General features: G+C 66.2%; 23 protein-coding genes and 1 tRNA gene. 22 read left to right on the top strand and 2 right to left on the bottom strand.

The window, feature by feature from the left end:
* Positions 1 to 93: 93 nt before the first annotated feature.
* Positions 94 to 669, bottom strand: coding sequence for a Maf family nucleotide pyrophosphatase (locus EO170_RS14855; RefSeq protein WP_126946032.1), 576 nt, complete (start codon positions 667 to 669; stop codon positions 94 to 96).
* A 110-nt stretch (positions 670 to 779) separates the two neighbouring features.
* Here EO170_RS14855 and EO170_RS14850 point away from each other — a divergent pair, with 110 nt between their 5' ends.
* The 14 genes from EO170_RS14850 (at position 780) to EO170_RS14785 (ending at position 12,044) form a co-directional block, all read left to right on the top strand.
* Positions 780 to 1,289 (top strand): YceD family protein, encoded by a 510-nt coding sequence (locus EO170_RS14850; protein WP_047130404.1) that lies wholly within the window; start codon positions 780 to 782, stop codon positions 1,287 to 1,289.
* Positions 1,290 to 1,386: 97 nt separating this feature from the next.
* Positions 1,387 to 1,581: a 50S ribosomal protein L32 gene (gene rpmF, locus EO170_RS14845; protein ID WP_003483870.1), complete on the top strand. Its 195-nt coding sequence runs from the start codon at positions 1,387 to 1,389 to the stop codon at positions 1,579 to 1,581.
* Positions 1,582 to 1,671: 90 nt separating this feature from the next.
* Positions 1,672 to 2,649, top strand: a complete 978-nt coding sequence (locus EO170_RS14840; RefSeq protein ID WP_047130405.1) for a beta-ketoacyl-ACP synthase III — start codon at positions 1,672 to 1,674, stop codon at positions 2,647 to 2,649.
* A gap of 60 nt (positions 2,650 to 2,709) precedes the next feature.
* The gene (locus tag EO170_RS14835; RefSeq protein WP_119129157.1) at positions 2,710 to 3,492 is read left to right on the top strand and encodes a serine/threonine protein phosphatase; all 783 of its coding nucleotides are present in this window, start codon (positions 2,710 to 2,712) and stop codon (positions 3,490 to 3,492) included.
* 104 nt (positions 3,493 to 3,596) lie between these two features.
* On the top strand, positions 3,597 to 4,541 hold the full coding sequence (gene fabD, locus EO170_RS14830; protein WP_126946029.1) for an ACP S-malonyltransferase: 945 nt from the start codon (positions 3,597 to 3,599) through the stop codon (positions 4,539 to 4,541).
* A gap of 82 nt (positions 4,542 to 4,623) precedes the next feature.
* The gene (gene fabG, locus EO170_RS14825) at positions 4,624 to 5,367 is read left to right on the top strand and encodes a 3-oxoacyl-ACP reductase FabG (protein WP_047130408.1); all 744 of its coding nucleotides are present in this window, start codon (positions 4,624 to 4,626) and stop codon (positions 5,365 to 5,367) included.
* Between the two features lie 156 nt (positions 5,368 to 5,523).
* On the top strand, positions 5,524 to 5,763 hold the full coding sequence (acpP, locus tag EO170_RS14820) for an acyl carrier protein (protein WP_002814322.1): 240 nt from the start codon (positions 5,524 to 5,526) through the stop codon (positions 5,761 to 5,763).
* Positions 5,764 to 5,904: 141 nt separating this feature from the next.
* The gene (gene fabF / locus EO170_RS14815; protein WP_104582330.1) at positions 5,905 to 7,140 is read left to right on the top strand and encodes a beta-ketoacyl-ACP synthase II; all 1,236 of its coding nucleotides are present in this window, start codon (positions 5,905 to 5,907) and stop codon (positions 7,138 to 7,140) included.
* A 182-nt stretch (positions 7,141 to 7,322) separates the two neighbouring features.
* Complete coding sequence (locus EO170_RS14810; RefSeq protein WP_126946026.1) at positions 7,323 to 8,678, top strand: aminodeoxychorismate synthase component I; 1,356 nt, start codon at positions 7,323 to 7,325, stop codon at positions 8,676 to 8,678.
* A gap of 60 nt (positions 8,679 to 8,738) precedes the next feature.
* On the top strand, positions 8,739 to 9,803 hold the full coding sequence (mltG, locus tag EO170_RS14805) for an endolytic transglycosylase MltG (RefSeq protein WP_126946023.1): 1,065 nt from the start codon (positions 8,739 to 8,741) through the stop codon (positions 9,801 to 9,803).
* Complete coding sequence (locus EO170_RS14800; protein ID WP_104582333.1) at positions 9,800 to 10,759, top strand: DNA polymerase III subunit delta'; 960 nt, start codon at positions 9,800 to 9,802, stop codon at positions 10,757 to 10,759. The genes mltG and EO170_RS14800 overlap by 4 nt, the downstream gene beginning before the upstream one ends.
* The gene (locus EO170_RS14795; protein WP_026064467.1) at positions 10,756 to 11,109 is read left to right on the top strand and encodes a PilZ domain-containing protein; all 354 of its coding nucleotides are present in this window, start codon (positions 10,756 to 10,758) and stop codon (positions 11,107 to 11,109) included. The genes EO170_RS14800 and EO170_RS14795 overlap by 4 nt, the downstream gene beginning before the upstream one ends.
* A 224-nt stretch (positions 11,110 to 11,333) precedes the next feature.
* A tRNA-Val gene (locus tag EO170_RS14790) sits at positions 11,334 to 11,408 on the top strand.
* A gap of 309 nt (positions 11,409 to 11,717) precedes the next feature.
* Entirely contained in the window at positions 11,718 to 12,044 is a 327-nt protein-coding gene (locus EO170_RS14785) for a hypothetical protein (protein WP_104582334.1), read from the top strand.
* A gap of 187 nt (positions 12,045 to 12,231) precedes the next feature.
* Here EO170_RS14785 and prpR read toward each other — a convergent pair whose 3' ends face one another.
* Positions 12,232 to 13,839 (bottom strand): propionate catabolism operon regulatory protein PrpR, encoded by a 1,608-nt coding sequence (gene prpR / locus EO170_RS14780; protein WP_126946020.1) that lies wholly within the window; start codon positions 13,837 to 13,839, stop codon positions 12,232 to 12,234.
* 146 nt (positions 13,840 to 13,985) lie between these two features.
* Between prpR and prpB the strand changes: the two genes are divergently transcribed.
* From prpB to EO170_RS14735, 8 genes are all read left to right on the top strand, one after another.
* Positions 13,986 to 14,882 (top strand): methylisocitrate lyase, encoded by an 897-nt coding sequence (gene prpB, locus EO170_RS14775; protein WP_126946017.1) that lies wholly within the window; start codon positions 13,986 to 13,988, stop codon positions 14,880 to 14,882.
* A gap of 75 nt (positions 14,883 to 14,957) precedes the next feature.
* Positions 14,958 to 16,112 (top strand): 2-methylcitrate synthase, encoded by a 1,155-nt coding sequence (prpC, locus tag EO170_RS14770; RefSeq protein ID WP_126946014.1) that lies wholly within the window; start codon positions 14,958 to 14,960, stop codon positions 16,110 to 16,112.
* 221 nt (positions 16,113 to 16,333) lie between these two features.
* Complete coding sequence (gene acnD, locus EO170_RS14760) at positions 16,334 to 18,925, top strand: Fe/S-dependent 2-methylisocitrate dehydratase AcnD (RefSeq protein WP_126946008.1); 2,592 nt, start codon at positions 16,334 to 16,336, stop codon at positions 18,923 to 18,925.
* Between the two features lie 91 nt (positions 18,926 to 19,016).
* A complete protein-coding gene (locus EO170_RS14755) occupies positions 19,017 to 19,259 on the top strand; it encodes a type II toxin-antitoxin system ParD family antitoxin (RefSeq protein ID WP_029220676.1) in 243 nt (80 codons plus the stop codon).
* Positions 19,260 to 19,279: 20 nt separating this feature from the next.
* Entirely contained in the window at positions 19,280 to 19,573 is a 294-nt protein-coding gene (locus EO170_RS14750) for a type II toxin-antitoxin system RelE/ParE family toxin (protein WP_202397434.1), read from the top strand.
* Between the two features lie 93 nt (positions 19,574 to 19,666).
* Positions 19,667 to 20,866, top strand: coding sequence for a 2-methylaconitate cis-trans isomerase PrpF (prpF, locus tag EO170_RS14745; protein WP_126946005.1), 1,200 nt, complete (start codon positions 19,667 to 19,669; stop codon positions 20,864 to 20,866).
* Positions 20,867 to 21,054: 188 nt separating this feature from the next.
* The gene (locus tag EO170_RS14740; protein ID WP_039523923.1) at positions 21,055 to 23,271 is read left to right on the top strand and encodes a TonB-dependent receptor; all 2,217 of its coding nucleotides are present in this window, start codon (positions 21,055 to 21,057) and stop codon (positions 23,269 to 23,271) included.
* Between the two features lie 106 nt (positions 23,272 to 23,377).
* Complete coding sequence (locus EO170_RS14735; protein WP_126946077.1) at positions 23,378 to 24,361, top strand: nucleoside hydrolase; 984 nt, start codon at positions 23,378 to 23,380, stop codon at positions 24,359 to 24,361.
* Positions 24,362 to 24,744 lie beyond the last annotated feature (383 nt).

Here is a 24,744-nt window from a genome sequence, read left to right as displayed (position 1 = left end):
CGCCTGCATGGATGCCGGGACTGGGGACTCGGAATTTTTGCTGATGCCCGATCTTTCCGTGTGCGGCCTCCACGCTCGGCCGCAATGCAACTCCTACGGAATCTCGAACCCCGCCTGCCTTAGCAGCCGCGCCAGCGCGATCAGCGGCAGGCCGACCAAGGCGGTGGGGTCCTGCGAGCGAATGGCGTCGAACAGGCTGATGCCGAAGCCCTCGCACTTGAAGCTGCCGGCGCAATCCAGTGCGGGCTCGGCGGCCAGGTAGCGATCGATTTCGGCGCGCGTCAGCGGGCGCAGCTGCACCTCGGTCAGGTCCAGCGCGTGCGTGGTGCGGCCAGGGCCGACCAGGCTCACTGCCGTATGGAAGCGCACCACGTGGCCGGACATCGCCGTCAGCTGCGCATGGGCCCGCTCCAGCGTGCCCGGTTTGCCCAGGGCCTGGCCGTCCAGATCGGCGACCTGGTCCGAACCGATCACCCAGGCGTCGGGCGCCTGCGCGGCCACCGCCGCCGCCTTTTCCGCGGCCAGCCGGCTGGCCAGCACGTCCGGGGCCTCCCCGGGGTGCGCCTGCTCGTCGACCTCCGGCCGGGCGGTGGTGAAGTCCAGTCGCAGCCGGCCAAGCAGCTCGCGCCGATAGACTGAGGTGGAGGCAAGAATCAGGCGTGGCATCATGGGGCGCTGCGTCGGACGGGTAGGGAAGTCTGGCAGCCTTGGCGCCGCGCCATGTGCGTGAATAAGGGCATTTGACAGGGCGTCGGCGGATCTTTAACATTCTGCGGCTTATGTCCGCGAACGTACCCGAAATGCTGGATGCTTGGCGGATGGTCGCAGCGCGCAGGCGCTTCGATGGCCGCATCCCGCTCTCTGCGATGACCCGCCTGCAAGGCAGCCTGGTCGATACCGAGGGCGAGTGTGTCTACTCGCTCCAGTTCGATCAGGACAGCCTGTTGAAGGTCGCCTACGTCGAGCTCAGTGTCGATGTCGAGCTTCCGCTGGCCTGCCAGCGCAGCCTGCAGCGTTTCCTGTATCCGGTGCAAATCAGGCAGCGTCTTGGTTTGATCCGTGACGAAGCCGACGAAGCGGCGTTGCCGGCCGAGTACGAAGCCTTGCTGGTGCCGGAAGATGGCATGCTGCGGGCCGCAGACCTGGTCGAGGACGAGCTGGTCCTGTCGATCCCGGTGGTGCCGATGGCGCCGGGCAGCGAGGCCGTCGAGGCCGAGTGGGTTCCGACCCAGGAAGAGCAAGACAAGGCCAGTCCGTTCGCGGCGCTGGCAGCGTTCAAAAAACAGTAACCGCCGCTGTGAAGGGCGGAAAGACAGGTCGGCGCGGGCGTGAAGCGTCCAGTTCGACTCGACAGACAAGTTATCGAACTTAAGTTGGAGCAATCCCATGGCTGTGCAGAAATCCCGAGTTACCCCGTCGCGTCGTGGCCAGCGTCGTTCGCACGATGCCCTGACCGCCAAGCAGCTGTCGACCGATCCGACCAGCGGCGAGATCCATCTGCGCCACCACATCACCGCTGACGGTTACTACCGCGGCAAGAAGGTGATTGCGACCAAGTCGTCGGCCGTCCAAGAAGATTGATTCGTGGCACCCGGTGCGTTCGACGCGGCCGGGTGACCCTCGCTTCTTCCGGAGCCGCCGACCACCGCGGCTCTTGCAACAGGGAACAGTATGAGCAAGCGGATCTATTCCAGAATCGCGGGCACGGGTAGCTATTTGCCCGAAAAGGTGTTGACCAACGACGACATGTCCAAGATCGTCGACACCAGCGATGAATGGATCTTCTCGCGCACTGGTATCCGTGAGCGTCACATCGTCGCCGACGACCAGACCACCAGCGACCTGGCGTATTTCGCCTCGTTGAAGGCGATGGAAGCGGCCGGCGTGACCGCCGACGAGATCGACTTGATCGTTGTCGGCACCACCACCCCAGACCTGATTTTCCCGTCCACTGCCTGCCTGCTGCAGGCGCGGCTGGGCAATGTCGGCTGCGGTGCCTTCGACGTCAACGCGGCGTGCTCGGGCTTTGTCTATGCGCTCAGCGTGGCCGACAAGTTCGTGCGCAGTGGCGACGCCAAGACCGTGCTGGTGGTGGGCGCCGAAACCCTGACCCGCATCGTCGACTGGACCGATCGCACCACCTGCGTGTTGTTCGGCGACGGCGCTGGCGCGGTCGTGCTCAAGGCCGACGAAGAAACCGGCATCCTCAGCACCCATCTGCATGCCGACGGCAGCAAGAAGGAACTGCTGTGGGATCCGGTTGGCGTATCGGTGGGCTTCGGCGAGGGCAAGAACGGCGGCGGCGCGTTGCTGATGAAGGGCAACGACGTGTTCAAGTACGCAGTCAAGGCCCTGGATTCGGTGGTCGACGAGGCCCTGGCCGCCAATGGCTACGACAAGCACGACCTGGACTGGCTGATCCCGCATCAGGCCAACCTGCGCATCATCGAGGCCACCGCCAAGCGGCTGGATCTGCCGATGGAGCAAGTGGTCGTCACCGTGGACCGCCACGGCAATACCTCCTCGGCCTCGGTGCCGCTGGCGCTGGACGAAGCGGTGCGCTCCGGCCGCGTGCAGCGTGGTCAATTGCTGCTGCTGGAAGCATTCGGTGGCGGATTTACCTGGGGCTCGGCGCTGCTGCGCTACTGAGTCCGGCAGGCAGCGCCGCGTCCGCCGGCGCTGCCTGACAGCATCAGGGACGGGCCCGTCATGGCAGAACCCATCGTCATCGCCGGACAGCGCGTCTGGCTGAAGCAGTACCGCCGCCACAGCCGCGCGGTCTCGCTTGGAGCACTCAACTTCGTTGCCCGCCGCTGGGGCCTGGATGCCTTGCGTCCACCGCCGCACCGTGGCGGCGATGCTGCGCGCGATCTGGAGGCACGCCGGCTCGGCGAGCTGCAGGCGCAAGCGGTCAATGTGCCGCGCGTGGTCGGTTGCGGACAGGCGGCCCTGGTGCTCAGCGACAACGGGCGTTCCTTTGCCAGTTGCCTGCGCGAGGCCGATGCGCCCGAGCGCGACCGGCTGGTTTCGCTGGCGGTGGCGGCCATCGCCGATGCCCATCGCGATGGCGCCTATTTCGGCCAGCCGCTTCCGCGCAACATGACCTTCGACGGGCAGGCGGTCGGCTTCATCGATTTCGAGGAAGACCCGCTGGAAGTGATGGACCTGGCGCAGGCCCAGGCGCGCGACTGGCTGGTGTTCGGCTACGGGGTGGCCAAGTACTACCGCGGCCGCCGCGCGGTGCTGCAGCGGTTGATGACGTGCGCCTTCGATGCGGCCGGCCCGGCGGTGGCGGCGCATGCGCATGTGGTGACCGGGCGATTGCAGCGGTTTGCGCAGCTCACCGGCCGCCTGGGCCGCTCTGCCGGGGCGCTGGCGCGTGCCATCCTGGCCATCCACGCGGCAACCTCGCTCGGCGTCTTGCTGGTGCTGGTGATGTGCGTGGACTGGCTGGCCGATGGCGACATGGATCTGCTCAACGCCTTGCTGTAGGCGTGTCGGCGGCCCCGCTGGCGGGGGCTTGCATACGCGGCAGTACAGACGCCGGGACGATTTCGCACGTATCATCCCGGCTCGATTTTTGTAGGCAGCAACGCGTGACCGAATCCACTCTCGCCTTCGTGTTTCCCGGCCAGGGCTCGCAGTCCTTAGGGATGCTGGCCGAACTGTCCGCACTGCACCCGCAGATCCGCGAAACATTTGCCGAAGCCTCCGATGGCGCCGGCGTCGACCTGTGGGCCCTGTCCCAGGGCGGCCCGGAAGAGATGCTCAACCGCACCGAATACACCCAGCCGGCCCTGCTGGCCGCGGGTGTGGCGGTCTGGCGGCTGTGGAATGCGCAGCGCGGGCAGCGCCCGGCGGTCCTGGCCGGGCACAGCCTGGGCGAATACACCGCGCTGGTCGCTGCCGGCGCCCTGTCGCTGCACGACGGCGCGCACCTGGTCCGGCTGCGCGGCCAGTTCATGCAGGCCGCCGCGCCGGCCGGTGTCGGCGCAATGGCGGCGGTACTGGGCGCCGAGGATGCGCTGGTGCAGGAGGTCTGTGCCGAGGCGGCAGGCAGCCAGGTGGTGGTGCCTGCCAATTTCAACTCGCCCGGTCAGATCGTGATCGGCGGCGATGCGGCGGCGGTGGATCGCGCGCTGGCCTTGCTGGCCGAGCGTGGCGTGCGCAAGGCGGTCAAGCTGGCGGTGAGCGTGCCCTCGCACACCCCGTTGATGCGCGATGCCGCCAACCAGCTCGCCGAAGCGATGGCCGGCCTGAGCTGGCACGCCCCGCAGATTCCGGTGGTGCAGAACGTCGATGCACGCGTGCATACCGGCAGCGAGGCGATTCGCCAGGCGCTGGCCGAGCAGTTGTACCTGCCCGTGCAATGGACCGGCTGCGTGCAGGCATTGGCCGCCCAGGGCATCACCCGGATCGCCGAATGCGGCCCCGGCAAGGTGCTGAGCGGGCTGATCAAGCGTATCGACAAGCGCCTGGACGCCCGTCCGCTGGCCACGCCGGCCGATTACGCCGGCGCGCTCGAGGCGTGGACCCACTGATTCGACGCACCTGCCGGTCCTGCCGGCAGCCCTCACCGCTCGCGGCTGCGGTCGCGCGCTTCCCACTCGAGGAACAGCATTCATGAGCAAGCCTCTGCAGGGCGAGATCGCCCTCGTCACCGGTGCCAGTCGCGGGATCGGCGCGGCCATCGCCGCGACGCTGGCCGCCCAGGGCGCCACCGTGATCGGCACCGCGACCTCGGCCTCCGGCGCTGCGGCGATCGGCGAGCGCCTGGCTGCCGAAGGCGGCCACGGCCGTGAGCTCGATGTCACCGACGCTGCGGCGGTCGATGGCCTGATCGATGCGATCGGCAAAGAGTTCGGCGCGATCTCGATCCTGGTCAACAATGCCGGCATCACCCGCGACAACCTGCTGATGCGGATGAAGGACGACGACTGGCAGGCGATCATCGACACCAATCTGACCAGCGTGTTCCGCACCTCCAAGGCGGTGATGCGCGGCATGATGAAGGCGCGCAAGGGCCGTATCGTCAACATCGCCTCGGTGGTGGGCGTGACCGGCAATCCCGGCCAGACCAACTACGCCGCGGCCAAGGCCGGCATCATTGCGTTCTCCAAGTCGCTGGCCAAGGAGATCGGCTCGCGCGGGGTCACCGTGAATGTGGTGGCGCCCGGCTTCATCGATACCGACATGACCAAGGCGCTGCCGGACGAGGCCAAGGCCGCCTTGCTGCAGCAGATTGCGCTGGGCCACCTGGGCCAGCCGGACGACATCGCCAACGCGGTGGCGTTCCTGGCCGGGCCGAGTGCCGGCTACATCACCGGTGAGACCCTGCACGTCAACGGCGGCATGTACATGCCGTGAGCGTGCGGCGCCGGGAGGCGCTAAGTGGCTGATTGGCGGGGACTTGTGATGCAATGCAAGGCTCGGTCGCTTCCACTACACTATCCAACGCGGCCATCGCAGCGGCGATGGCGTTTTTTTCGTACCACCACTACTCCATCTGGAGCGATATCCCCAATGAGCACCATCGAAGAACGCGTCAAGAAAATCGTCGTCGAACAACTCGGCGTCAAGGAAGAGGAAGTCACCACCAGCGCATCGTTCGTCGATGACCTGGGTGCCGACTCGCTGGACACCGTCGAGCTGGTGATGGCGCTGGAAGAAGAGTTCGAGTGCGAGATCCCGGACGAAGAGGCTGAGAAGATCACCTCGGTCCAGCAGGCGATCGACTACGTCAAGGCTCACGTCAAGAGCTGATGCGTTGTTCCTGACTGCGGCGGCGTGCGTCAAGCCGTTGCTGCGTCAGACATTCCATGGGGCCGCTGATGCGGCCCTGTGTTTTTCAAGCGTCATCCGCAAACCGCAAGCACCGTCCGTTCCGTGGTGAGGAGATCTGCAATGAGTCGTCGTGTTGTCGTTACCGGCATGGGCATGGTGTCGCCGCTGGGCAATGATCTGGCCACCAGCTGGGATGGAATCATCCACGGGCGCTCAGGCATCGGCCCGATCACGCAGATCGATGCCTCGCAGTTCACCACCAAGATTGCCGGCGAGATCAAGAATTTCGATCCCACGCTGTTCGTGTCCGCCAAGGACGTCAAGAAGATGGATTCGTTCATCCATTACGGCGTCGGCGCCTCGTTCATGGCGCTGGACGATTCCGGCCTGGAAATCGACGAAAGCAATGCCGAACGCGTTGGCGCCATTCTCGGCTCCGGCATCGGCGGGCTGCTCGGTATCGAAGAGCAGACCATCAAATTCCACGAGGGCGGCGCGCGCAAGATTTCGCCGTTCTACGTGCCCAGCACCATCATCAACATGCTGCCGGGCCAGGTGAGCCTGATCAAGGGCCTCAAGGGCCCGACCTTCTCGGCGGTGTCGGCCTGCGCCACCTCCAACCATTCGATCGGCACCGCGATGCGCATGATCCAGCACGGCGACGCCGACGTGATGCTGGCCGGTGGCGCCGAGCGCGGCTCCTCGCCGAGTTCGGTGGGCGGCTTCTGCGCAATGAAGGCGATGTCCACCCGCAACGACGATCCGACCGGCGCTTCGCGTCCGTGGGACAAGCAGCGCGACGGCTTCGTGCTGGGCGACGGTGCCGGCGTGCTGGTGCTGGAAGAGTACGAACACGCCAAGGCGCGTGGCGCGCGCATCTATGCAGAACTGGTCGGCTTCGGCGCCAGCTCCGATGCCTTCCACATGACCGCGCCCAGCGAAGACGGCGAGGGCGCGGCGCGCAGCATGGCCGCGGCGATGCGCGATGCCAAGCTCAATCCCGAGCAGATCGGCTACCTCAATGCGCACGGCACCTCCACGCCGTTGGGCGATCTGGCCGAAACCCTGGCGATGAAGCGCGCGCTGGGCGACCACGCCTACAAGACCATGGTCAGCTCGACCAAGTCGATGACCGGCCATCTGCTCGGCGCGGCCGGCGGCGTGGAAGCGATCTTCTCGGTGATGGCGCTGCACACCGGCATCATTCCGCCGACCATCAACCTGGAAGAGCCCAGCGAAGGCTGCGACCTGGATTACGTGCCGAACGTGGCGCGCGAAGTGCAGGTGGACGCGGTGATGTCCAACGGCTTCGGCTTCGGCGGCACCAACGGCACGCTGGTGTTCAAGCGCATCTGAGATCACTGTGCGTGTGTACCGCGAGCGATGTCTCGCGGTACATGACGCATGGGATTCCGCCCGCCACGCAGCCGGACATTAGCGCTGCCAAACGTCGCTGCGCGACCTGATCCCTCTCATCATGCGTGCCCTGCCTCCATCGCAGGGTGGCGCGTCTTAGCACCCCACGCCACACCAGGCCGATGACGCTCACCAGACCCCTGCACGCGGACATCGACCTGCTGGCGCTGCATCGGCTGGCGCCGCAGCGCTATCCGGCACTGCTCGAATCCACTGCTTCCGGCACCGCCCACGGCCGCTGGGATGTGTTGTTGCTGGCAGACGGCGCACGCCTGCGGCTGGACGCCGACGGGCGCACGCGCGACGGCGATGGACGGGTGCTGGACGGCGGATTTCTGCAGGCACTGGATGCGGCCTGGCAGGCCGAGCGCCTGCCGCACGCTGCGACCGGCCCGTGGCCGTTTCGCGGTGGCTGGGCGGTGCTGCTGGATTACGAGCTGGCCGCGCAGGTCGAACCGATTCTGCAGCTACCCACGCGCAGCGATGGCTTGCCGAGCGCGCTGGCGCTGCGCGCACCGGCCGCGGTGCTGCGCGATCGGGTGCAGGGCCGCTGCATCGCGCTGGCCGAGCCGGGCCGTGCAGATCTGCTGACCCGCATCGTCGAGGACATCGCCGCCTGCGCCGCGCTGCCGCCGTTGCCAGCGTGGGCCGGGCCGGTGGCTGTCGAAGAAGATGCGCCGGAGCGCTTTACCGCTGCCGTGGAGCGTGTGCTCGATTACCTGCGCGCCGGCGACGTGTTCCAGGCCAATATCTCGCGCGCCTGGCATGCGGCATTCGCCGCTGCGGTCGATCCGGCGGCGTTGCATGCGCGCCTGCGCGCGGCCAATCCCGCCCCGTTTGCCGGCCTGTTCGTCGCGGCAGGCCGCGCGGTGGTGAGTTCCTCGCCGGAGCGGCTGGTGTCGGTGCAGGGCGATGTGGTGCAGACGCGCCCGATCGCCGGTACCCGCGCGCGCTTTGCCGGCGACGACGATGCCGCGCGCATCCGCGAGCTGGTCGGCCATCCGAAGGAGCGCGCCGAGCACGTCATGTTGATCGACCTGGAACGCAACGACCTGGGGCGCATCTGCGCACCGGGCACGGTGGAGGTGGACGAGCTGATGGGCGTGGAAAGCTACGCGCATGTGCACCACATCGTCAGCAACGTGCGTGGCCGTCTGCGCCCCGACGTCACCCCGGGCGAGGTGGTTGCTGCGGTATTTCCAGGTGGCACCATCACCGGTTGCCCGAAGGTGCGCTGCATGCAGATCATCGCCGAGCTCGAAGGCACCGCGCGTGGCGCCTATACCGGCGCATTCGGCTGGCTCAATCGCGACGGCGACATGGATCTGAACATCCTGATCCGCACCGCCGAGGTGGCCGGGGACCAGGTGCATTTCCGCACCGGCGCCGGGATCGTGGTGGATTCGGACCCGCAGCGCGAACTGGACGAAACCCGCGCCAAGGCGCGCGGCGTGCTGCGCGCCTTCGACCAGGCATGAGCGCTTCAACGGGACATCACCGGCGCGCGGTATCCTGCGCGGCGCTGGGGCAATGACGAGGTGCGTGTGGCGGTGACTGGCAAACGTGGATGTCTGGCCGTGCTGGGCACGGTGCTGTTGCTTGCAGCGCTGCTGGCGATTGCGGCCGTGGTGGCGTGGCGGCATTACCTGCACTTTGCCCAGACGCCGATGAGCGCGAGTGCGCCCAGCGTGGTGATCGCGCCTGGCGATTCACTCAAGGCCACGCTGCGCAAGTTGCGCGCCGCCGGCGTGGCACAGGGCACCGATCTGGAATGGCAGCTGCTCGCGCGCCAGGTCGATGCGGCCGGCAAGCTCAAGGTGGGCGAATACGCGCTGGCCCCGGCGCTGTCGCCGCGCGAGCTGCTCGAACGCATGCGCCAGGGCCGGGTGATCCAGTACCGCTTCACGATCGTGGAAGGCTGGAACTTCCGCCAGCTGCGCGCCGCGATCGCCACCGCCACGCCGCTGCGGCAATCCATGGCTGCGCTGGACGATGCGGCAGTGATGGCGCGGCTGGGTTTTGCCAACCAGCACCCGGAAGGCCGTTTTCTGCCGGAAACCTATCTCTACCAGCACGGCGACAGCGATCTGGACGTGCTCAAGCGCGCTCACCTCGCCATGGACAAAGCGCTGGCGCAGGCCTGGGCGCAGCGCGCGCCCGATCTGCCGCTCGGCTCGCCGGAACAGGCGTTGATCCTGGCCTCCATCATCGAAAAGGAAACCGCGCTGGGTGCGGAGCGTCCGCTGATTGCCGGCGTGTTCCTGCGCCGCCTGCAGCTGGGCATGAAGCTGCAGACCGACCCCACCGTGATCTACGGCATCGGCAGCAGCTACGACGGCAATATCCGCCGCCGCGACCTGACCACCGATACGCCGTACAACACCTACACCCGCACCGGCCTGACCCCGACCCCGATCGCCATGCCCGGCCGCGAGGCCTTGCTGGCGGCAGTGCGTCCGGCACCGGGGAATGCCTTGTACTTCGTGGCGGTCGGCGATGGCACCGGCGCGCACGTGTTCTCGGCCACCCTGGCCGAACACAATGCGGCGGTGGCGCGTTACCTGCAGCGTCGCCGCCTGCCGCAACCGGAGCCCACTCCATGACCACTGTGTTCTCACCCTGGCAGCAGCGCGCCTACGACCAGACGCTGGCGGCGCTGGACGCCGGCCGGCTTGGCCACGGCTTGCTGATCTGCGGGCCGGATGGCCTGGGCAAGCGTGCGGTGGCCCTGGCGCTGGCCGAGCACGTGCTGGCCAGCGCGCCGGACCCGGCGCTGGCGCAGCGCAGCCGGCAGCTGATTGCCGCCGGGACCCACCCGGATCTGCAGCTGATCTCGTTCATTCCCAACCGCACCGGCGACAAGCTGCGCACCGAGATCGTGATCGAGCAGGTGCGCGAGATTTCGCAAAAGCTCTCGTTGACCCCGCAGTACGGCATCGCCCAGATCGTGATCGTCGACCCGGCCGATGCGATCAATCGCGCTGCCTGCAATGCGTTGCTCAAGACGCTGGAAGAACCCTCGCCGGGGCGCTACCTGTGGCTGATCAGCGCGCAGCCGGCACGCTTGCCGGCGACCATCCGCAGCCGCTGCCAGCGCCTGGAATTCAAGCTGCCGCCCGCGCACGAGGCGCTGGCCTGGCTGCTGTCGCAGGGCGTCGACGAGCGGGCTGCGCAGGAAGCGCTGGACGCCGCGCGTGGTCATCCGGGGCTTGCGGCGCAGTGGCTGCGCGAGGACGGCCTGGCGGTGCGGCGCGCGGTGGCGCAGGACCTGGAACAGGTCGCCGCCGGCCGCGCCGGCGCAGTGGAGGTTGCGCAGCGCTGGACCAACGACGGCCAGGCCGACCAACGGCTGCGCCACGCGGCGGACCTTGCGCTGGCACAGGCATCGGCCGGCTTGACCGATCCATCGCGGTTGCACAAGCTGGCGACCTGGTTCGACGCCGCCAATCGCACCCGCGACCTGCTGCGCACCACCGTCCGCGCCGATCTGGCGGTGACGGAATTGTTGCTGGCCTGGCGCGAGGGAGAGCGTCCGGCACGTTCTAGGGGAACTCGATGAGTGCAATGAATGCACGCCAGGGCATTTTGTCGCTGGCGTTGAAGGACAAGCCGGCGCTCTACAGTGCCTACATGCCGTTCGTGAAAGGTGGCGGCATCTTCGTGCCCACGCCCAAGCGCTACATGCTCGGCGACGAGGTCTTCCTGCTGCTGACCCTGCCGGACTCCAGCGAACGCCTGCCGGTCGCCGGCAAGGTCATCTGGACCACCCCGGCCGGTGCGCAAGGCAACCGCGCCGCCGGCATCGGCGTGCAGTTCCCGGACGGCCAGGAAGGCGAGAGTGTGCGCAACAAGATCGAGACGCTGCTGGCGGGATTGACGACCTCGGACAAGCCGACGCACACGATGTGATGCGGCGCGCCGCGGCCGCGCGCGTGATCGCCGTCTGGCGCGGGGCATCGACGGGCGTATCGGGCATCTGAACGGCGCCGAATCGATTGCCACAGCGTCGCGCCAGGGAGTCATGGCGCCACGCCCAGCCACCGGAACGGGCGTTTTCGAGCGCATTGCCGCCGTCGCCGATGAACCTGTTGACGATCGCCGCAGCTGCCCTATAATGTGCGGCTCGCGTCACCGGGCGGTTAGCTCAGCGGTAGAGCATTGCCTTCACACGGCAAGGGTCACAAGTTCGAACCTTGTACCGCCCACCATCGAAATCCAGCAACAACAAGGGTTTCAACGCGAGAAGAAGAGCCGGCCATGCGCCGGCTTTTTTGTTGTCCTGAAGGCGCTCCTGCAACCGCCTTGGGCGTCTGGCTCGGTTGAAGTGGTGTGGACCACAGCCGATGCCGTCAAATCGCAGGTGTCGCCGCTATCCGTGCGAGTGGGATGCAGAGCCCGTTGATCCCAACGACTTGTTCAACTCGCTGACAGGCCTGTTCATCCGGTTGTGCCTGCTTGTTGCAGGCGCAGGAACGAATCGCCATCCTGCAGTCCCCCGCGTTGAAGAAGGAGTGGCGATGAAGGCGCTGCTTGGAAGTGCTCTGGTTGCGATGGCGTTGCTGGCCGGCTGTGCACGCGATGTGGGCGAGCAGTACGTGGGCAGGTGGGTCAACATGACGTCGGAGAAGAACGTGCTCAGCATCGAGCACAACGGCGAGAGCTTCATCATTCGCGATACCACGCCGGAGCGGCTCGGCGGCGGCGTCAGGACGAAGAATCATCCGGCGATCTTGAACAAGGGCGTGCTGCAGGTGTCCGGCGCCGATGGCACCGTCAACTATGCGATCGACCAGGCGACCGGGCACCTGAGTACGGGCGATACCGAGTACATGCGGGTCAAGTGATCGCTGCGCACTCGTTCAATGGGCGGGTGCTGGATAGCGGCGCTGCGTGTGATCACATCACCAATGGGGCAGCACCCCCGGCGTGTGGAACGCGGCGCATGACCTGTCGCCGCGAGCGCGCGGCTGGCGTTGTAAAGATTCGCGAAACAGGTCTGCGCGTGCAGCCCCGCCAGGCGAGGCCTGTATCTCAATCCCGCGATGCCGCCGCGTGTGCCTGCATCCAGCGCCACAGCGTCGTGCGCGAGACGCCCAGTGCCTGTGCGGCGAGGGCGCGATTGCCGTTTGCGCGATCGAGCGCTGCGCGGACCACCGCTGCGGTGAGTTGCAGGCGCGAGCTCGCAAGATCGGTGTGCCCGGGTGCTGCTGCGCCATCGCCATCGCCAATGCGCATCTCGAACAGCTCAGGTGCCCAGCGTTCCAGTTGATCCAGGTCAAGGCTGTGGCGCGGTTGTGCCTTCCAATGAATGCACAGGCGCTCGACCAGATTGCGTAATTCGCGCACGTTGCCCGGCCATAGGTGCTGTTGCAGCCGCTGCAGTGCTGTCGATGACAGCGGGGAAGGTATGCCGCCGAGGTGCTGGAAGTAATGCGCCAGCAACAAGGCGATCTCGTCGGGGCGGTTGCGCAGTGGCGGCAGGGCGATGCGTAGCGCTGCCAGGCGATAGAAGAGGTCGCGTCGGAAGCGTCCTTGCTCGACCAGTGCCTGCAGCGACTGCAGGCTGGCGGCGACCACGCGCACGTCCACGGCGACCGGCAGAGTGGCGCCAACCCGCAGCACTTCGCGCTCTTCCAGCACGCGTAGCAGGCGTGTCTGCAGCGGCATCGGCAGTTCGCCGATTTCGTCGAGAAACAGCGTGCCGTCCTGCGCGGCTTCGATCAGGCCGACATGGCCGCCGCGGCGTGCGCCGGTAAAGGCGCCGTCGCTGTAGCCGAACAATTCCGCCTCCAGCAACGACTCGCTGATGGCGCCGCAGTTGATGGCGACGAAGCGGCCACGCCGGCGGCTGCCGGCATGCAACTGGCGTGCGACCAGTTCCTTGCCGGTGCCGGTCTCGCCGCTGATCAGCACGGTGCCCGGATGTGGGGCGTACAGCTGCACCAGCTCGCGCACCTGCGTGATTGCAGCATCGTCGCCCAGCAATGCGTCGGTGCGCCGCACCCGGCGCGTGACGGTGCGGCTGGCGGAGTGATCGTGGCCGGGTGCGCTTCCCAGCGCGATGGCGTGCTCGAGTGCCAGGCGGACCGAATCTGCCGAGTACAGCAGCACCCCGGGCAAGCCGGCCTGCTCGGCGAAATCGATCGCCATGCCGGTGCCGACGATGACCTGGATGCCGCTGGCACGCAGGTCGGCGATGCAGTCGCGCGCGTCCTCGGCGGTGACGAAGCGACGGTGTTCGATGTCGAGGTCAAAGCTGTCCTGAAACGCGCGGAACAAGGGCACGTCGGTGGCATGGGTGACCACGCCGATGCGCGGTGCGATGCGGCGTGCGCGCGCCAGCGCTTCCATCAGATCGAATCCGGTGGCCTGGATCGGCGCCAGCGGCAGTGCGAGCCGGCTGCGCAGATAGGCGGCATTGGAGCCGCCGGCGACCAGCACGTCGCAGCGCTCGCGGCGCAGGCGCTGGCCGATGACCTCCACCGCCTCGGCAAAGCCGAGGTTGACCTGCTCGATGCGCGCGCGCTGGTCGAACTCGGGGATGACGTCGGCCAGCAGGCCGGTCAGGCGAGAGACGCTGACGGTCCAGATGACCGGTGGAGAGGGCTCCATCGGCTCGGTAAACCTGGGGCTGCGCATCGTTGGTGTCGCGTTGCAAAGATGTTGCATGCTGCGCGTTGCGTTGCAGATTTGCAACATATGGTCCGCTGTGGCCGAGCGGAATCAATGACTTGGCGTTGGCATGCCATTTGCGCCTTGTCCCGCATCCCAACTCTGGAATCGCCATGACGTCCTCACCCACCGCTTCCGCCGGCACGCGCTTCCGCGCTGCGCTGGCTGCCGAATCGCCGCTGCAGGTGATCGGCGCGATCAATGCCAACCATGCGCTGCTGGCGCAGCGTGCCGGCTACCAGGCCATCTACCTGTCTGGCGGCGGTGTAGCGGCCGGTTCGCTGGGGCTGCCGGACCTGGGCATCAACACGCTGGAAGACGTGCTGATCGACGTGCGCCGCATCACCGATGTCTGCGAGCTGCCGCTGCTGGTGGATGTGGACACCGGCTTCGGGCCGAGCGCGTTCAATATCGAGCGCACCATCAAGTCGCTGATCAAGGCGGGTGCAGCCGGCTGCCATATCGAGGACCAGGTCGGCGCCAAGCGTTGCGGGCATCGGCCGGGCAAAGAGATCGTCAGCCAGGCCGAGATGGTTGACCGGGTCAAGGCGGCAGCCGATGCCAAGACCGATGCGGCGTTCTTCCTGATTGCGCGCACCGATGCGATCCAGATGGAAGGCGTGGATGCGGCGATCGAACGTGCGATCGCCTGCGTGGAAGCCGGTGCCGACGGCATCTTTGCCGAAGCCGCGTACGACCTGGACACCTACACGCGGTTTGTCGATGCAGTGGGCGTGCCGGTGCTGGCCAACATCACCGAATTCGGCAAGACGCCGCTGTTCACGCGCGACCAGCTTGCGCAGGCCGGTGTGGCGATCCAGCTGTTTCCGCTGTCGGCATTCCGTGCGGCCAACAAGGCGGCCGAGGCGGTCTATACCGCGATTCGGCGCGACGGCCATCAGCAGGCCGTGCTGGACACCATGCAGACGCGCGAAGAGCTGTACGAGCGCATCGGCTACCACGGCTACGAGCAGCGCCTGGACGCGTTGTTTGCACGCAAAGGCGCATGATCGCGCCTTGCTGCGTGCAGGTTTGGCCACTTCATCCGTGACACTGCAACACGACACCGTTTGGGAGCGCATCGCATGAACGACACCGTCAATCCCGGCTTCAAGCCGAAGAAATCCGTCGCACTGTCCGGCACTGCTGCAGGCAACACCGCGCTGTGCACGGTGGGCCGCAGCGGCAACGATCTGCATTACCGTGGCTACGACATCCTGGATCTGGCCACCACCAGCGAGTTTGAGGAAATTGCCTATCTGCTGGTGCACGGCAAGCTGCCCAACAACGGCGAACTGCGCGGCTACAAGGCCAAGCTGCGTTCGCTGCGCGGCGTGCCGGCGGCAGTGAAAACTGCACTGGAGCAGCTGCCGCCGTCGGCGCATCCGATGGATGTGATGCGCACTGGCGTGTCGGTGCTGGGTTGCCTGCAGCCGGAGAAGGACGATCACAATCATCCCGGCGCGCGCGATATCGCCGACAAGCTGATGGCCTCGCTGGGATCGATGCTGCTGTACTGGTACCACTACAGCCACAACGGCAAGCGCATCGAGGTGGAAACCGACGACGACTCGATCGGCGGGCACTTCCTGCATCTGCTGCACGGGTTCGCGCCGAAGGACTCGTGGGTACGTGCGATGCACACCAGCCTGATCCTGTACGCCGAACACGAATTCAATGCGTCCACGTTTGCGAGCCGGGTGATCGCCGGCACCGGCAGCGACATGTACAGCGCCATCGCCGGCGGCATCGGCGCATTGCGCGGGCCCAAGCACGGCGGCGCCAACGAAGTGGCCTTCGAGGTGCAGAAGCGCTACGACACCCCGGACGAGGCCGAGGCCGACATCAAGGCGCGTGTGGAACGCAAGGAAGTAGTGATCGGCTTCGGGCACCCGGTCTACACCGTGTCCGATCCGCGCAACAAGGTGATCAAGGAGGTGGCGCGCGAACTCTCCGACGAGCAGGGCAGCCGCAAGATGTACGACATTGCCGAGCGCCTGGAGGCGGTGATGTGGGACATCAAGAAGATGTTCCCGAACCTGGATTGGTTCAGTGCGGTGAGCTACCACATGATGGGCGTGCCGACGGCGATGTTTACGCCGCTGTTCGTGCTGGCGCGCACTGCCGGGTGGAGCGCGCACATCATCGAGCAGCGCATGGACGGCAAGATCATTCGTCCCTCGGCCAATTACACCGGCCCGGAAGATCAGGTCTTCGTGCCGCTGGATCAGCGTTCCTGAGGAAGCGCCAGCGATTGGATTGATCCGCCACGATCGCCTTCGTTCAACGAAGGCGATCAGGCGATGGCAACCGCAACGAGAGATGGCAGTCCCCCCACACGCCTGAAATCCTGAATCCGATTCCCGATTCCCGATTCCCGATTCCCGATTCCCGAATCCCGAATCCCGAATCCCGAATCCCGAATCCCGAAATACCCCCGCCCGCTTCGATATCGCCAGCCATGAACAGCCAGTACCGCAAGCCCTTGCCGGGCACCTCGTTGGACTACTTCGATGCACGCGCCGCCGTGGATGCGCTGCAACCCGGCGCCTACGCAGGGCTGCCGTACACCGCACGTGTGCACGCAGAGAATCTGGTGCGGCGTGCCGAACCGCAGATGCTGGAGGCGTACCTGCGCCAGCTGATCGAGCGCAAGCGCGACCTGGATTTTCCATGGTTTCCGGCGCGGGTGGTCTGTCACGACATTCTGGGGCAGACCGCGCTGGTCGACCTGGCCGGGCTGCGCGATGCAATCGCCGAACAGGGTGGCGACCCGGCGCAGGTCAACCCGGTGGTGCCGGTGCAGTTGATCGTCGATCACTCGCTGGCGGTGGAATACGCCGGTTTCGACAAGCAGGCCTTCGCCAAGAATCGCAGCGTGGAAGATCGCCGCAACGCCGACCGCTTCCACTTCATCGAGTGGACCAAGCGCGCATTCGAAAACATGGAAGTGATTCCGCCGGGCAACGGGATCATGCATCAGATCAATCTGGAGAAGATGTCGCCAGTGATCTACACGCTCGACGGCGTGGCATTCCCCGATACCTGCGTAGGTACCGACAGTCACACCCCGCATGTGGATGCGCTGGGTGTGATCGCAGTGGGCGTGGGCGGGCTGGAAGCGGAAAACGTGATGCTGGGGCGCGCCTCGTGGATGCGCCTGCCCGACATCATCGGTGTGGAACTGCTGGGCCGGCCGGCGCCCGGCATTACCGCCACCGACATCGTGCTGGCCCTGACCGAGTTCCTGCGCCAGCAACGTGTGGTCGGTGCCTATCTGGAGTTCTACGGGGCCGGCGCCAGCGCGCTGACCATCGGCGATCGCGCGACCATCTCCAACATGACGCCGGAATTCGGCGCCACCGCGGCAATGTTCTATATCGACCAGCAGACGTTGGATTACCTGCGCCTGACCGGGCGCGAGGACGCACAGATCGCCTTGGTGGAGACCTACGCGCGCCAGACCGGCCTGTGGGCGGATGACCTGGTCACAGCGCAGTACGAGCGTGTGCTGCAGTTCGACCTGTCGAGCGTGGTGCGCAACATGGCCGGGCCATCCAATCCGCACAAACGCGTGGCCACCAGCGAGCTGGCCGAGCGCGGCATTGCCAGCGTCTGGGATGCCGTGCCGGGCCAGATGCCCGATGGCGCGGTGATCATCGCCGCGATCACTTCGTGCACCAATACCTCCAACCCGCGCAACGTCATTGCCGCAGGCTTGCTGGCGCGCAATGCGAATGCACGCGGATTGACGCGCAAACCCTGGGTGAAGAGTTCGCTGGCGCCGGGTTCCAAGGCGGTGCAGTTGTACCTGGAAGAGGCCGGGTTGCTGGGCGAGCTGGAACAACTGGGTTTCGGCATCGTCGCGTTTGCCTGCACCACCTGTAATGGCATGAGCGGTGCGCTGGACCCTGCGATCCAGCAGGAGATCATCGACCGCGATCTGTATGCCACCGCGGTGTTGTCGGGTAACCGCAATTTCGACGGGCGCATCCATCCGTATGCGAAGCAGGCGTTTCTGGCATCGCCGCCGTTGGTGATTGCCTATGCCATCGCCGGCACGGTGCGCTTCGATATCGAAAAGGATGTGCTGGGTATCGATGCCGATGGCGTTGCAGTGACGCTCAAGGATCTATGGCCGAGCGATGCGGAGATCGATGCGGTGGTGGCGCGCAGCGTCAAGCCGGAGCATTTCCGCAGCGTCTACGACCCGATGTTCAAGCGCAGCGTGGGGCAGGGCATCCAGGTGAGCCCGTTGTACGACTGGCGGCCGGCCAGCACCTACATCCGGCGCCCGCCGTACTGGGAAGGCGCGCTCGCCGGTGCACGCAGCTTGCAGGGCCTGCGCCCGTTGGCGGTGCTGGGCGACAACATCACCACCGACCATCTGTCGCCGTCGAATGCGATCCTGGCCGGCAGCGCGGCAGGCGAATACCTGGCGCAGATGGGCGTGCCGGAGGAAGACTTCAATTCCTACGCCACCCATCGCGGCGATCACCTCACCGCGCAGCGCGCCACCTTCGCCAACCCCAAGCTGGTCAACGAAATGGCGGTGATCGATGGACAGGTCACCGCCGGTTCGCTGGCGCGGCTGGAACCGGAAGGGCAGGTACTGCGCATGTGGGAGGCGATCGAAACCTACATGATGCGCAAGCAGCCGCTGATCATCATTGCCGGTGCCGATTACGGGCAGGGCTCCTCGCGCGACTGGGCGGCCAAGGGCGTGCGTCTGGCCGGGGTGGAGGTGATCGTGGCCGAAGGCTTCGAGCGGATCCACCGCACCAACCTGATCGGCATGGGCGTGTTGCCGCTGGAGTTCAAGCCGGGCACCGATCGCAAGACGCTGGGCATCGACGGCAGCGAAACCTTCGATGTGGTCGGCGAGCGCACGCCGGGCGCCACGCTGACGCTGTCGATCCATCGGCGCAACGGCGAGCAGGTGCAGGTGCCGGTCACCTGCCGCCTGGACACCGCCGAGGAAGTGTCCATCTACGAGGCGGGCGGCGTGCTGCAACGGTTTGCGCAGGATTTTCTTGAGGCCTCGGCAGCCTGATGGCGTCGACGCCCGAGGACGCCAGGTCGCCCGCTTGCACCCACCCGTGCAGGCGCGCACACTTTGGCAATCTTTGCCATCAGGAGGTCGCATGGCCACAATGAATATCTCTTTGCCCGACGAGCTCAAGCAGTTCGTCGATCAGCAAGTCCAGGAGCACGCCTACGGTTCCAGCAGCGAGTACCTGCGCGAACTGATCCGCAAGCAACGTGATGTGGAACAGCTGCGTGGGTTGCTGCTGGATGGGGCCAACTCCGGGCCGGCCGTGGCAACGGAACCTGATTTCTTCGACAAGATGCGTGAGCGCGCGCAGGCACGCGCTGCCAGCAAGTGAAGCCGGCGCGCTGGCGCCCATTGGCGCTGCGTGACGTCGACGAAGCCGCTGCGTGGTATGGCGAACAAGCCGGGCTCGCGCTGGAACTGGCGTTTGCCGACGCGCTGGAGTCGGCGGTCAAGATGCTGATGCAGCACCCGGGTGTCGGTTCCAGCCGACATGCGGTGCTGTTGAAGCTGCAGGACCTGCGGGTGTGGCCACTCAAGGGATTTCCCTATTTGATTTTCTACATCGAACGCGACACGGACATCGTCATCTGGCGTGTGCTGCAGATGCAGCGCGACATTCCTGCGTGGATGAGCGGCGACGCCTGAGCGGTTCGACGCGAGTTTTGCCTCAACTCTCCGGCAGCGCCGCAGTCGATGCGTCTTCGCCGCGATCACGATCAACCGAGATAGACCAAGCCCATGACCCCTCTCCCCCAACTCCGCATCCCGGCCACCTACATGCGTGGCGGCACCAGCAAGGGCGTGTTCTTTCGCCTGCAGCATCTACCCGCTGCCGCGCAGCAGCCCGGGCCTGCGCGCGATGCGTTGTTGCTGCGGGTGGTCGGCAGCCCCGATCCGTATGGCAAGCAGATCGATGGCATGGGTGGGGCGACCTCCAGCACCAGCAAGAGCGTGATCGTGTCGGCCAGCACGCGTGCCGGGCACGATGTGGACTACCTGTTCGGGCAGGTGTCCATCGACAGCGCGTTCGTGGACTGGAGCGGCAACTGCGGCAACCTGTCGGCGGCGGTGGGGCCGTTTGCGATCGCCAATGGCCTGGTCGATGCCGCGCGGGTGCCGCGCGACGGCGTGGCAACGGTGCGGATCTGGCAGGCCAATATCGGCAAGACCATCGTGGCGCATGTGCCGATGACCGATGGCCAGGTGCAGGAAACCGGCGACTTCGAACTGGATGGGGTGACCTTTCCTGCCGCCGAAGTGCAGCTGGAATTTCTCGACCCGGCCGACGATGCCGAAGGCGAGGGCGGTGCGATGTTCCCCACCGGCCAGCTGATCGATCAGCTGGAGATTCCCGGCCTGGGCACGATCGCCGCAACGCTGATCAATGCCGGCATCCCGACCATCTTCGTCAACGCGCGCGACCTGGGCTATACCGGTACCGAGCTGCAGGAAGCGATCAATGGCGACCCGCGTGCATTGACGATGTTCGAGACCCTGCGTGCGCACGGCGCGGTGCGGATGGGCTTGATTGCGAAGGTGGAAGACGCTGCGACGCGGCAGCACACGCCGAAGGTGGCGTTCGTGGCGCCGCCGGCCGATTACACCGCCTCCAGCGGCAAACCGGTGCACGCTGCCGAGCTCGATCTGCTGGTGCGCGCGATGTCGATGGGCAAGTTGCATCACGCCATGATGGGCACCGCCGCGGTGGCGATCGGCACCGCGGCCGCCGTGCCCGGCACCCTGGTCAATCTGGCAGCGGGCGGCGCGGCGCGTTCTGCGGTGCGCTTCGGACATCCCTCCGGAACCTTGCGCGTCGGCGCCGAGGCGCAACTGGTGGACGGCCAGTGGCAGGTGACCAAGGCGCTGATGAGCCGCAGTGCGCGGGTGCTGATGGAAGGCTGGGTGCGGGTGCCGGTCGACGCCGCCGGGGTCGGCTGATCGCCCGCTGAGACCGGGCAGGCCCCAACGCACAAATTGCATGCGCGTGTTGCATTAATTCGAACGCCTTTTCGAATTCGGAAAACTTTTTCGCACGCGCTCTGCCAAATTTGTGTAAATCGTGTTAATTCTGTTGCAACGCGGCATGCAGATCAGGCCGCTCCGCCAACCGAATTCGGAGTCTTCCCATGTCCGCCAGCCGGTCGCTCAAGATCAGCGCGCTCGCCGTTGCCGTTGCTTCCCTTCTCCCGCTTCATGCCGCTGCCCAGCAGGCGCCCGGCGACGACGGTGTCGTGCGCCTGGACGCGGTCAAGGTCACGGTCGAGCGCCGCTCGGAAGATTCCAAGGACGTACCGGTCTCGGCATCGGTGCTGCGTCCGGAATTCCTGGATGCCATCTCCACCAGCGGCTCGGATATCCGCGTGCTCGCGGGCAAGGCGCCCAGCCTCAACATCGAGTCGTCCAACGGCCGTGTATTCCCGCGCGTGTACATCCGCGGCTACGGCAACACCGACTTCAACACCTATGCCTCGCAGCCGGTGTCGCTGATCTATGACGACGTGGTGCAGGAAAACGCATTCCTGAAGGGCTTCCCGATCTTCGATCTGGAAGGCCTGGAAGTGCTGCGCGGCCCGCAGGGCACGCTGTTCGGCCGCAACACGCCGGCCGGCGTGGTCAAGTTCAACTCGGTCAAGCCGGCCATCGGCGCCAATGACGGCTACGCCAGCCTGTCCTACGGCACCTACGGCACCATGACCCTGGAAAGCGGCCTGAGCATCGCCATGGGCGACCATTGGGCGGCGCGTCTGTCCACGCTGGGCCAGCGCCGCGACGACTGGGTGGAAAACCGCGATGGCCGCGATCTGGAAGGCTATACCGACTCGGCCGTGCGCCTGCAGCTGCTGTACCAGGCCAGCGACGATTTCAGCGCCTTGTTCAACGCGCATGCGCGTCACCTGGACGGCACCGCGCGGCTGTTCCGCGCCAACATCATCCAGCCCGGCACCAACCAGCTGGTGGACGGCTTCGACGAAGAGAAGTCCTTCATCGACGGCGCCAACAACCAGGAACTGCAGACCTACGGCGGCAGCGCCAATCTGACCTGGGACCTGGGCGACATCGCGCTGCACTCGATCACTGCCTACGAAGGCATCGGCAAGTACTACAGCCGCGGCGATATCGACGGCGGCTTCGGCGCGGTGTTCGCACCGCCGTCCGGCCCGGGCGTGATTCCGTTCCCGGTGGAAACCGCCGGCGGCATCAAGAGCCTGGACCAGTACAGCCAGGAACTGCGTGCCGAATCGCAATACGAAGGCCCTCTCAACTGGCAGGCCGGCCTGTACTACTTCCACGACGATGTGGAAGGCGAAAACTACACCTACAACACCTTCAGCGGCGGCGATCTGGCCAGCTACCAGCTGACCCGCCAGCGCAATACCTCGTGGGCGGCGTTCGGCTCGTTGAACTATGCGGCCACCGATCGCCTGAACCTGCGCGCCGGCATTCGCTACACCTACGACAAGAAGACCTTCGACGTGCTGGCGCTGGACCGCGTCACGCTGGTCGAGCCGTCCAGCGGCGAGACCGACAACTCCAAGGTCACCGGCGATCTGGCCGCCACCTTCGCCATCAACGACGACGTCAACGTGTACGCCCGTGCCGCACGCGGCTTCCGCGGCGCCAGCTTCGGCGTGCCCTCGGGCACCGCGCCGCTGACCGTGGCCGAGCCGGAGACGGTGGATTCGTTCGAGATCGGCATCAAGTCCGACCTGTTCGACAACCGCGCGCGTCTGAGCTTTGACATCTACGATTTCCGCGTCAAGAACCAGCAGCTCACCGCAGTGGGCGGCGTCTCCAACGACGTGCGCCTGCTCAACGCCGACAAGACCAAGGCGCGCGGCGCAGAGTTCGACTTCGAAGCGCTGCTCACCCAGAACCTGCGCGTCACCGCCGGCGGCGCCTACAACTGGACCCGCATCGACGACCCGACCCTGTCGGTGGGCGTGTGCCGCACCTGCACCGTGACCGACCCGCTCAATGCGGCCGGCAATGCCATCATCGACGGCAACGACCTGCCGCAGGCTGCCAAGTGGATGGCCAACGCCACCCTGCGTTACGGCATCCCGATGGGCAACGACGGCGAGCTGTTCTTCTACACCGACTGGTCCTACCGCAGCGAAGTGAACTTCTTCCTGTACGACTCCAAGGAGTTCACCGGCCAGCCGCTGGTCGAGGGCGGCGCCAAGATCGGCTACAACTGGGGCGCGGGCGCGTACGAGTTGTCGGTGTTCTGCCGCAACTGCACCAACCAGATCCGCGTGACCGGTGCGATCGACTTCAACAACCTCACCGGCTTCATCAACGACCCGCGCATCGTCGGCGCGCAGTTCCGCGCCAACTTCTGATCGGCGTCGTGGTGTAGCACTATCGAACCGCCGGCCAACATGCCGGCGGTTTTTTTATGGTCGCAGGAGTGGATGCATGCAGCGGAGATGGCGAAACATGTGGTGGATGCTGGGGTTGTGGTGTGCGTCGGCAGTGGCATGGGCGCAGACGCCTGCCGCCACTGCCGCGCAGCTGGCGCCAATGCCCACGTCTACGTCGACGTCCTCCGAGTTGCTGGTGGTCTCCACCGACATCGGCGACGACATCGACGATGCGTTTGCGCTCGGGCTGTTGCTGCGTAGCCCGCAGCTGCATGTGCTGGGCATCGCATCGGCCTGGGGCGACACCGGCTTGCGTGCGCAGTTGCTGCAGCGCCTGTTGCAGCAGGCCGGGCGCAGCGAGATTCCGTTGGCGGTGGGCGCACGCACCACCAGCGCGATCCCCTTCAGCCAGGCGCGCTGGGCCGCCAGGGGACAGTTGCCCGGCAAGCTGCCGGATGCGGCGGCGATGATCCTGCAGCAGGCGCGCCTGCACCCTGGCAAGGTGACCTTGCTGGTATTGGGGCCGATGACCGACGCCGCAGTGGCGCAGCAGCGCGACCCGGCCGGCTTTGCCAAGCTCAAGCGTATCGTGGCGATGGGCGGGTCGGTACGCGTCGGCTACGGCAAGTCGGCCTACCGTCCGGCCAGCGCGCCGGCGCCGGAGTACAACATCCTGGCCGATGTGCCGGCGGCGCAGCGGGTGTTCGCGGCCGGCGTGCCGATCGTGTTGCTGCCCTTGGACGCCACCCAGATCACGCTGGAAGAACCCGAGCGCATCGCCTTGTTTGCACATGGCGATGGGCTCACCGATGCGCTCACCCAGCTGTATTACCAGTGGCGCAATACCGACCAGCCCTGGGCCAGCGCCACGCCGACCTTGTTCGACGCAGTGCCGGTGGCCTGGCTGCTGCGCCCCGACCTGTGCCCGACCACGCCGCTGCATCTGGACGTCGATGCGCAGGGCTACACCCGCGAAGGCGCAGGCACACCGAACGTGCAGGCCTGCCTGCGCGCGGGCAAGCCGGCGTTGATCGACCTGTACATGCGCACGGTGCTGCAGTTGCGCTAGGAGTGGCTATCAAGATGTGGTGAGCGCCGGCTTGGTGGCGAGCGCAGTGGTTTTATTGGCCGTACTTTGGGATGCAGTCAAAAGCCTGGTTGGTCGTGTGCGCGGTGCCCTCACCGCTCGCGGGACACGCCGCAAGTACGTCCTTGTAGGCTCGGTGGCGGCATCCATGCCGCCACACGGTCCCGCAATCGGCGAGGACACCGCACCAGAAAATGCGTCGGTTGCTTGGTTGAACGCCTGCTTGTTGCTCTGCTTGTGATGGAACGTTTGTTGGACGCACCATCCTCCGAACAATGCACGCCATGCCCTGTGTGCGCCCCTGCACACCGACCATCTGGACTGGTCCTTGCCCGGCCACCGTCGCGGGACCTTACGCGGCATGG

The organism is Xanthomonas sp. BRIP62409 (genome assembly GCF_003992965.1).
GTDB lineage: Bacteria > Pseudomonadota > Gammaproteobacteria > Xanthomonadales > Xanthomonadaceae > Xanthomonas > Xanthomonas euroxanthea.
Note: the sequence above shows the minus strand (reverse complement) of the source record. Positions and strands in the feature narration are given on the sequence as shown.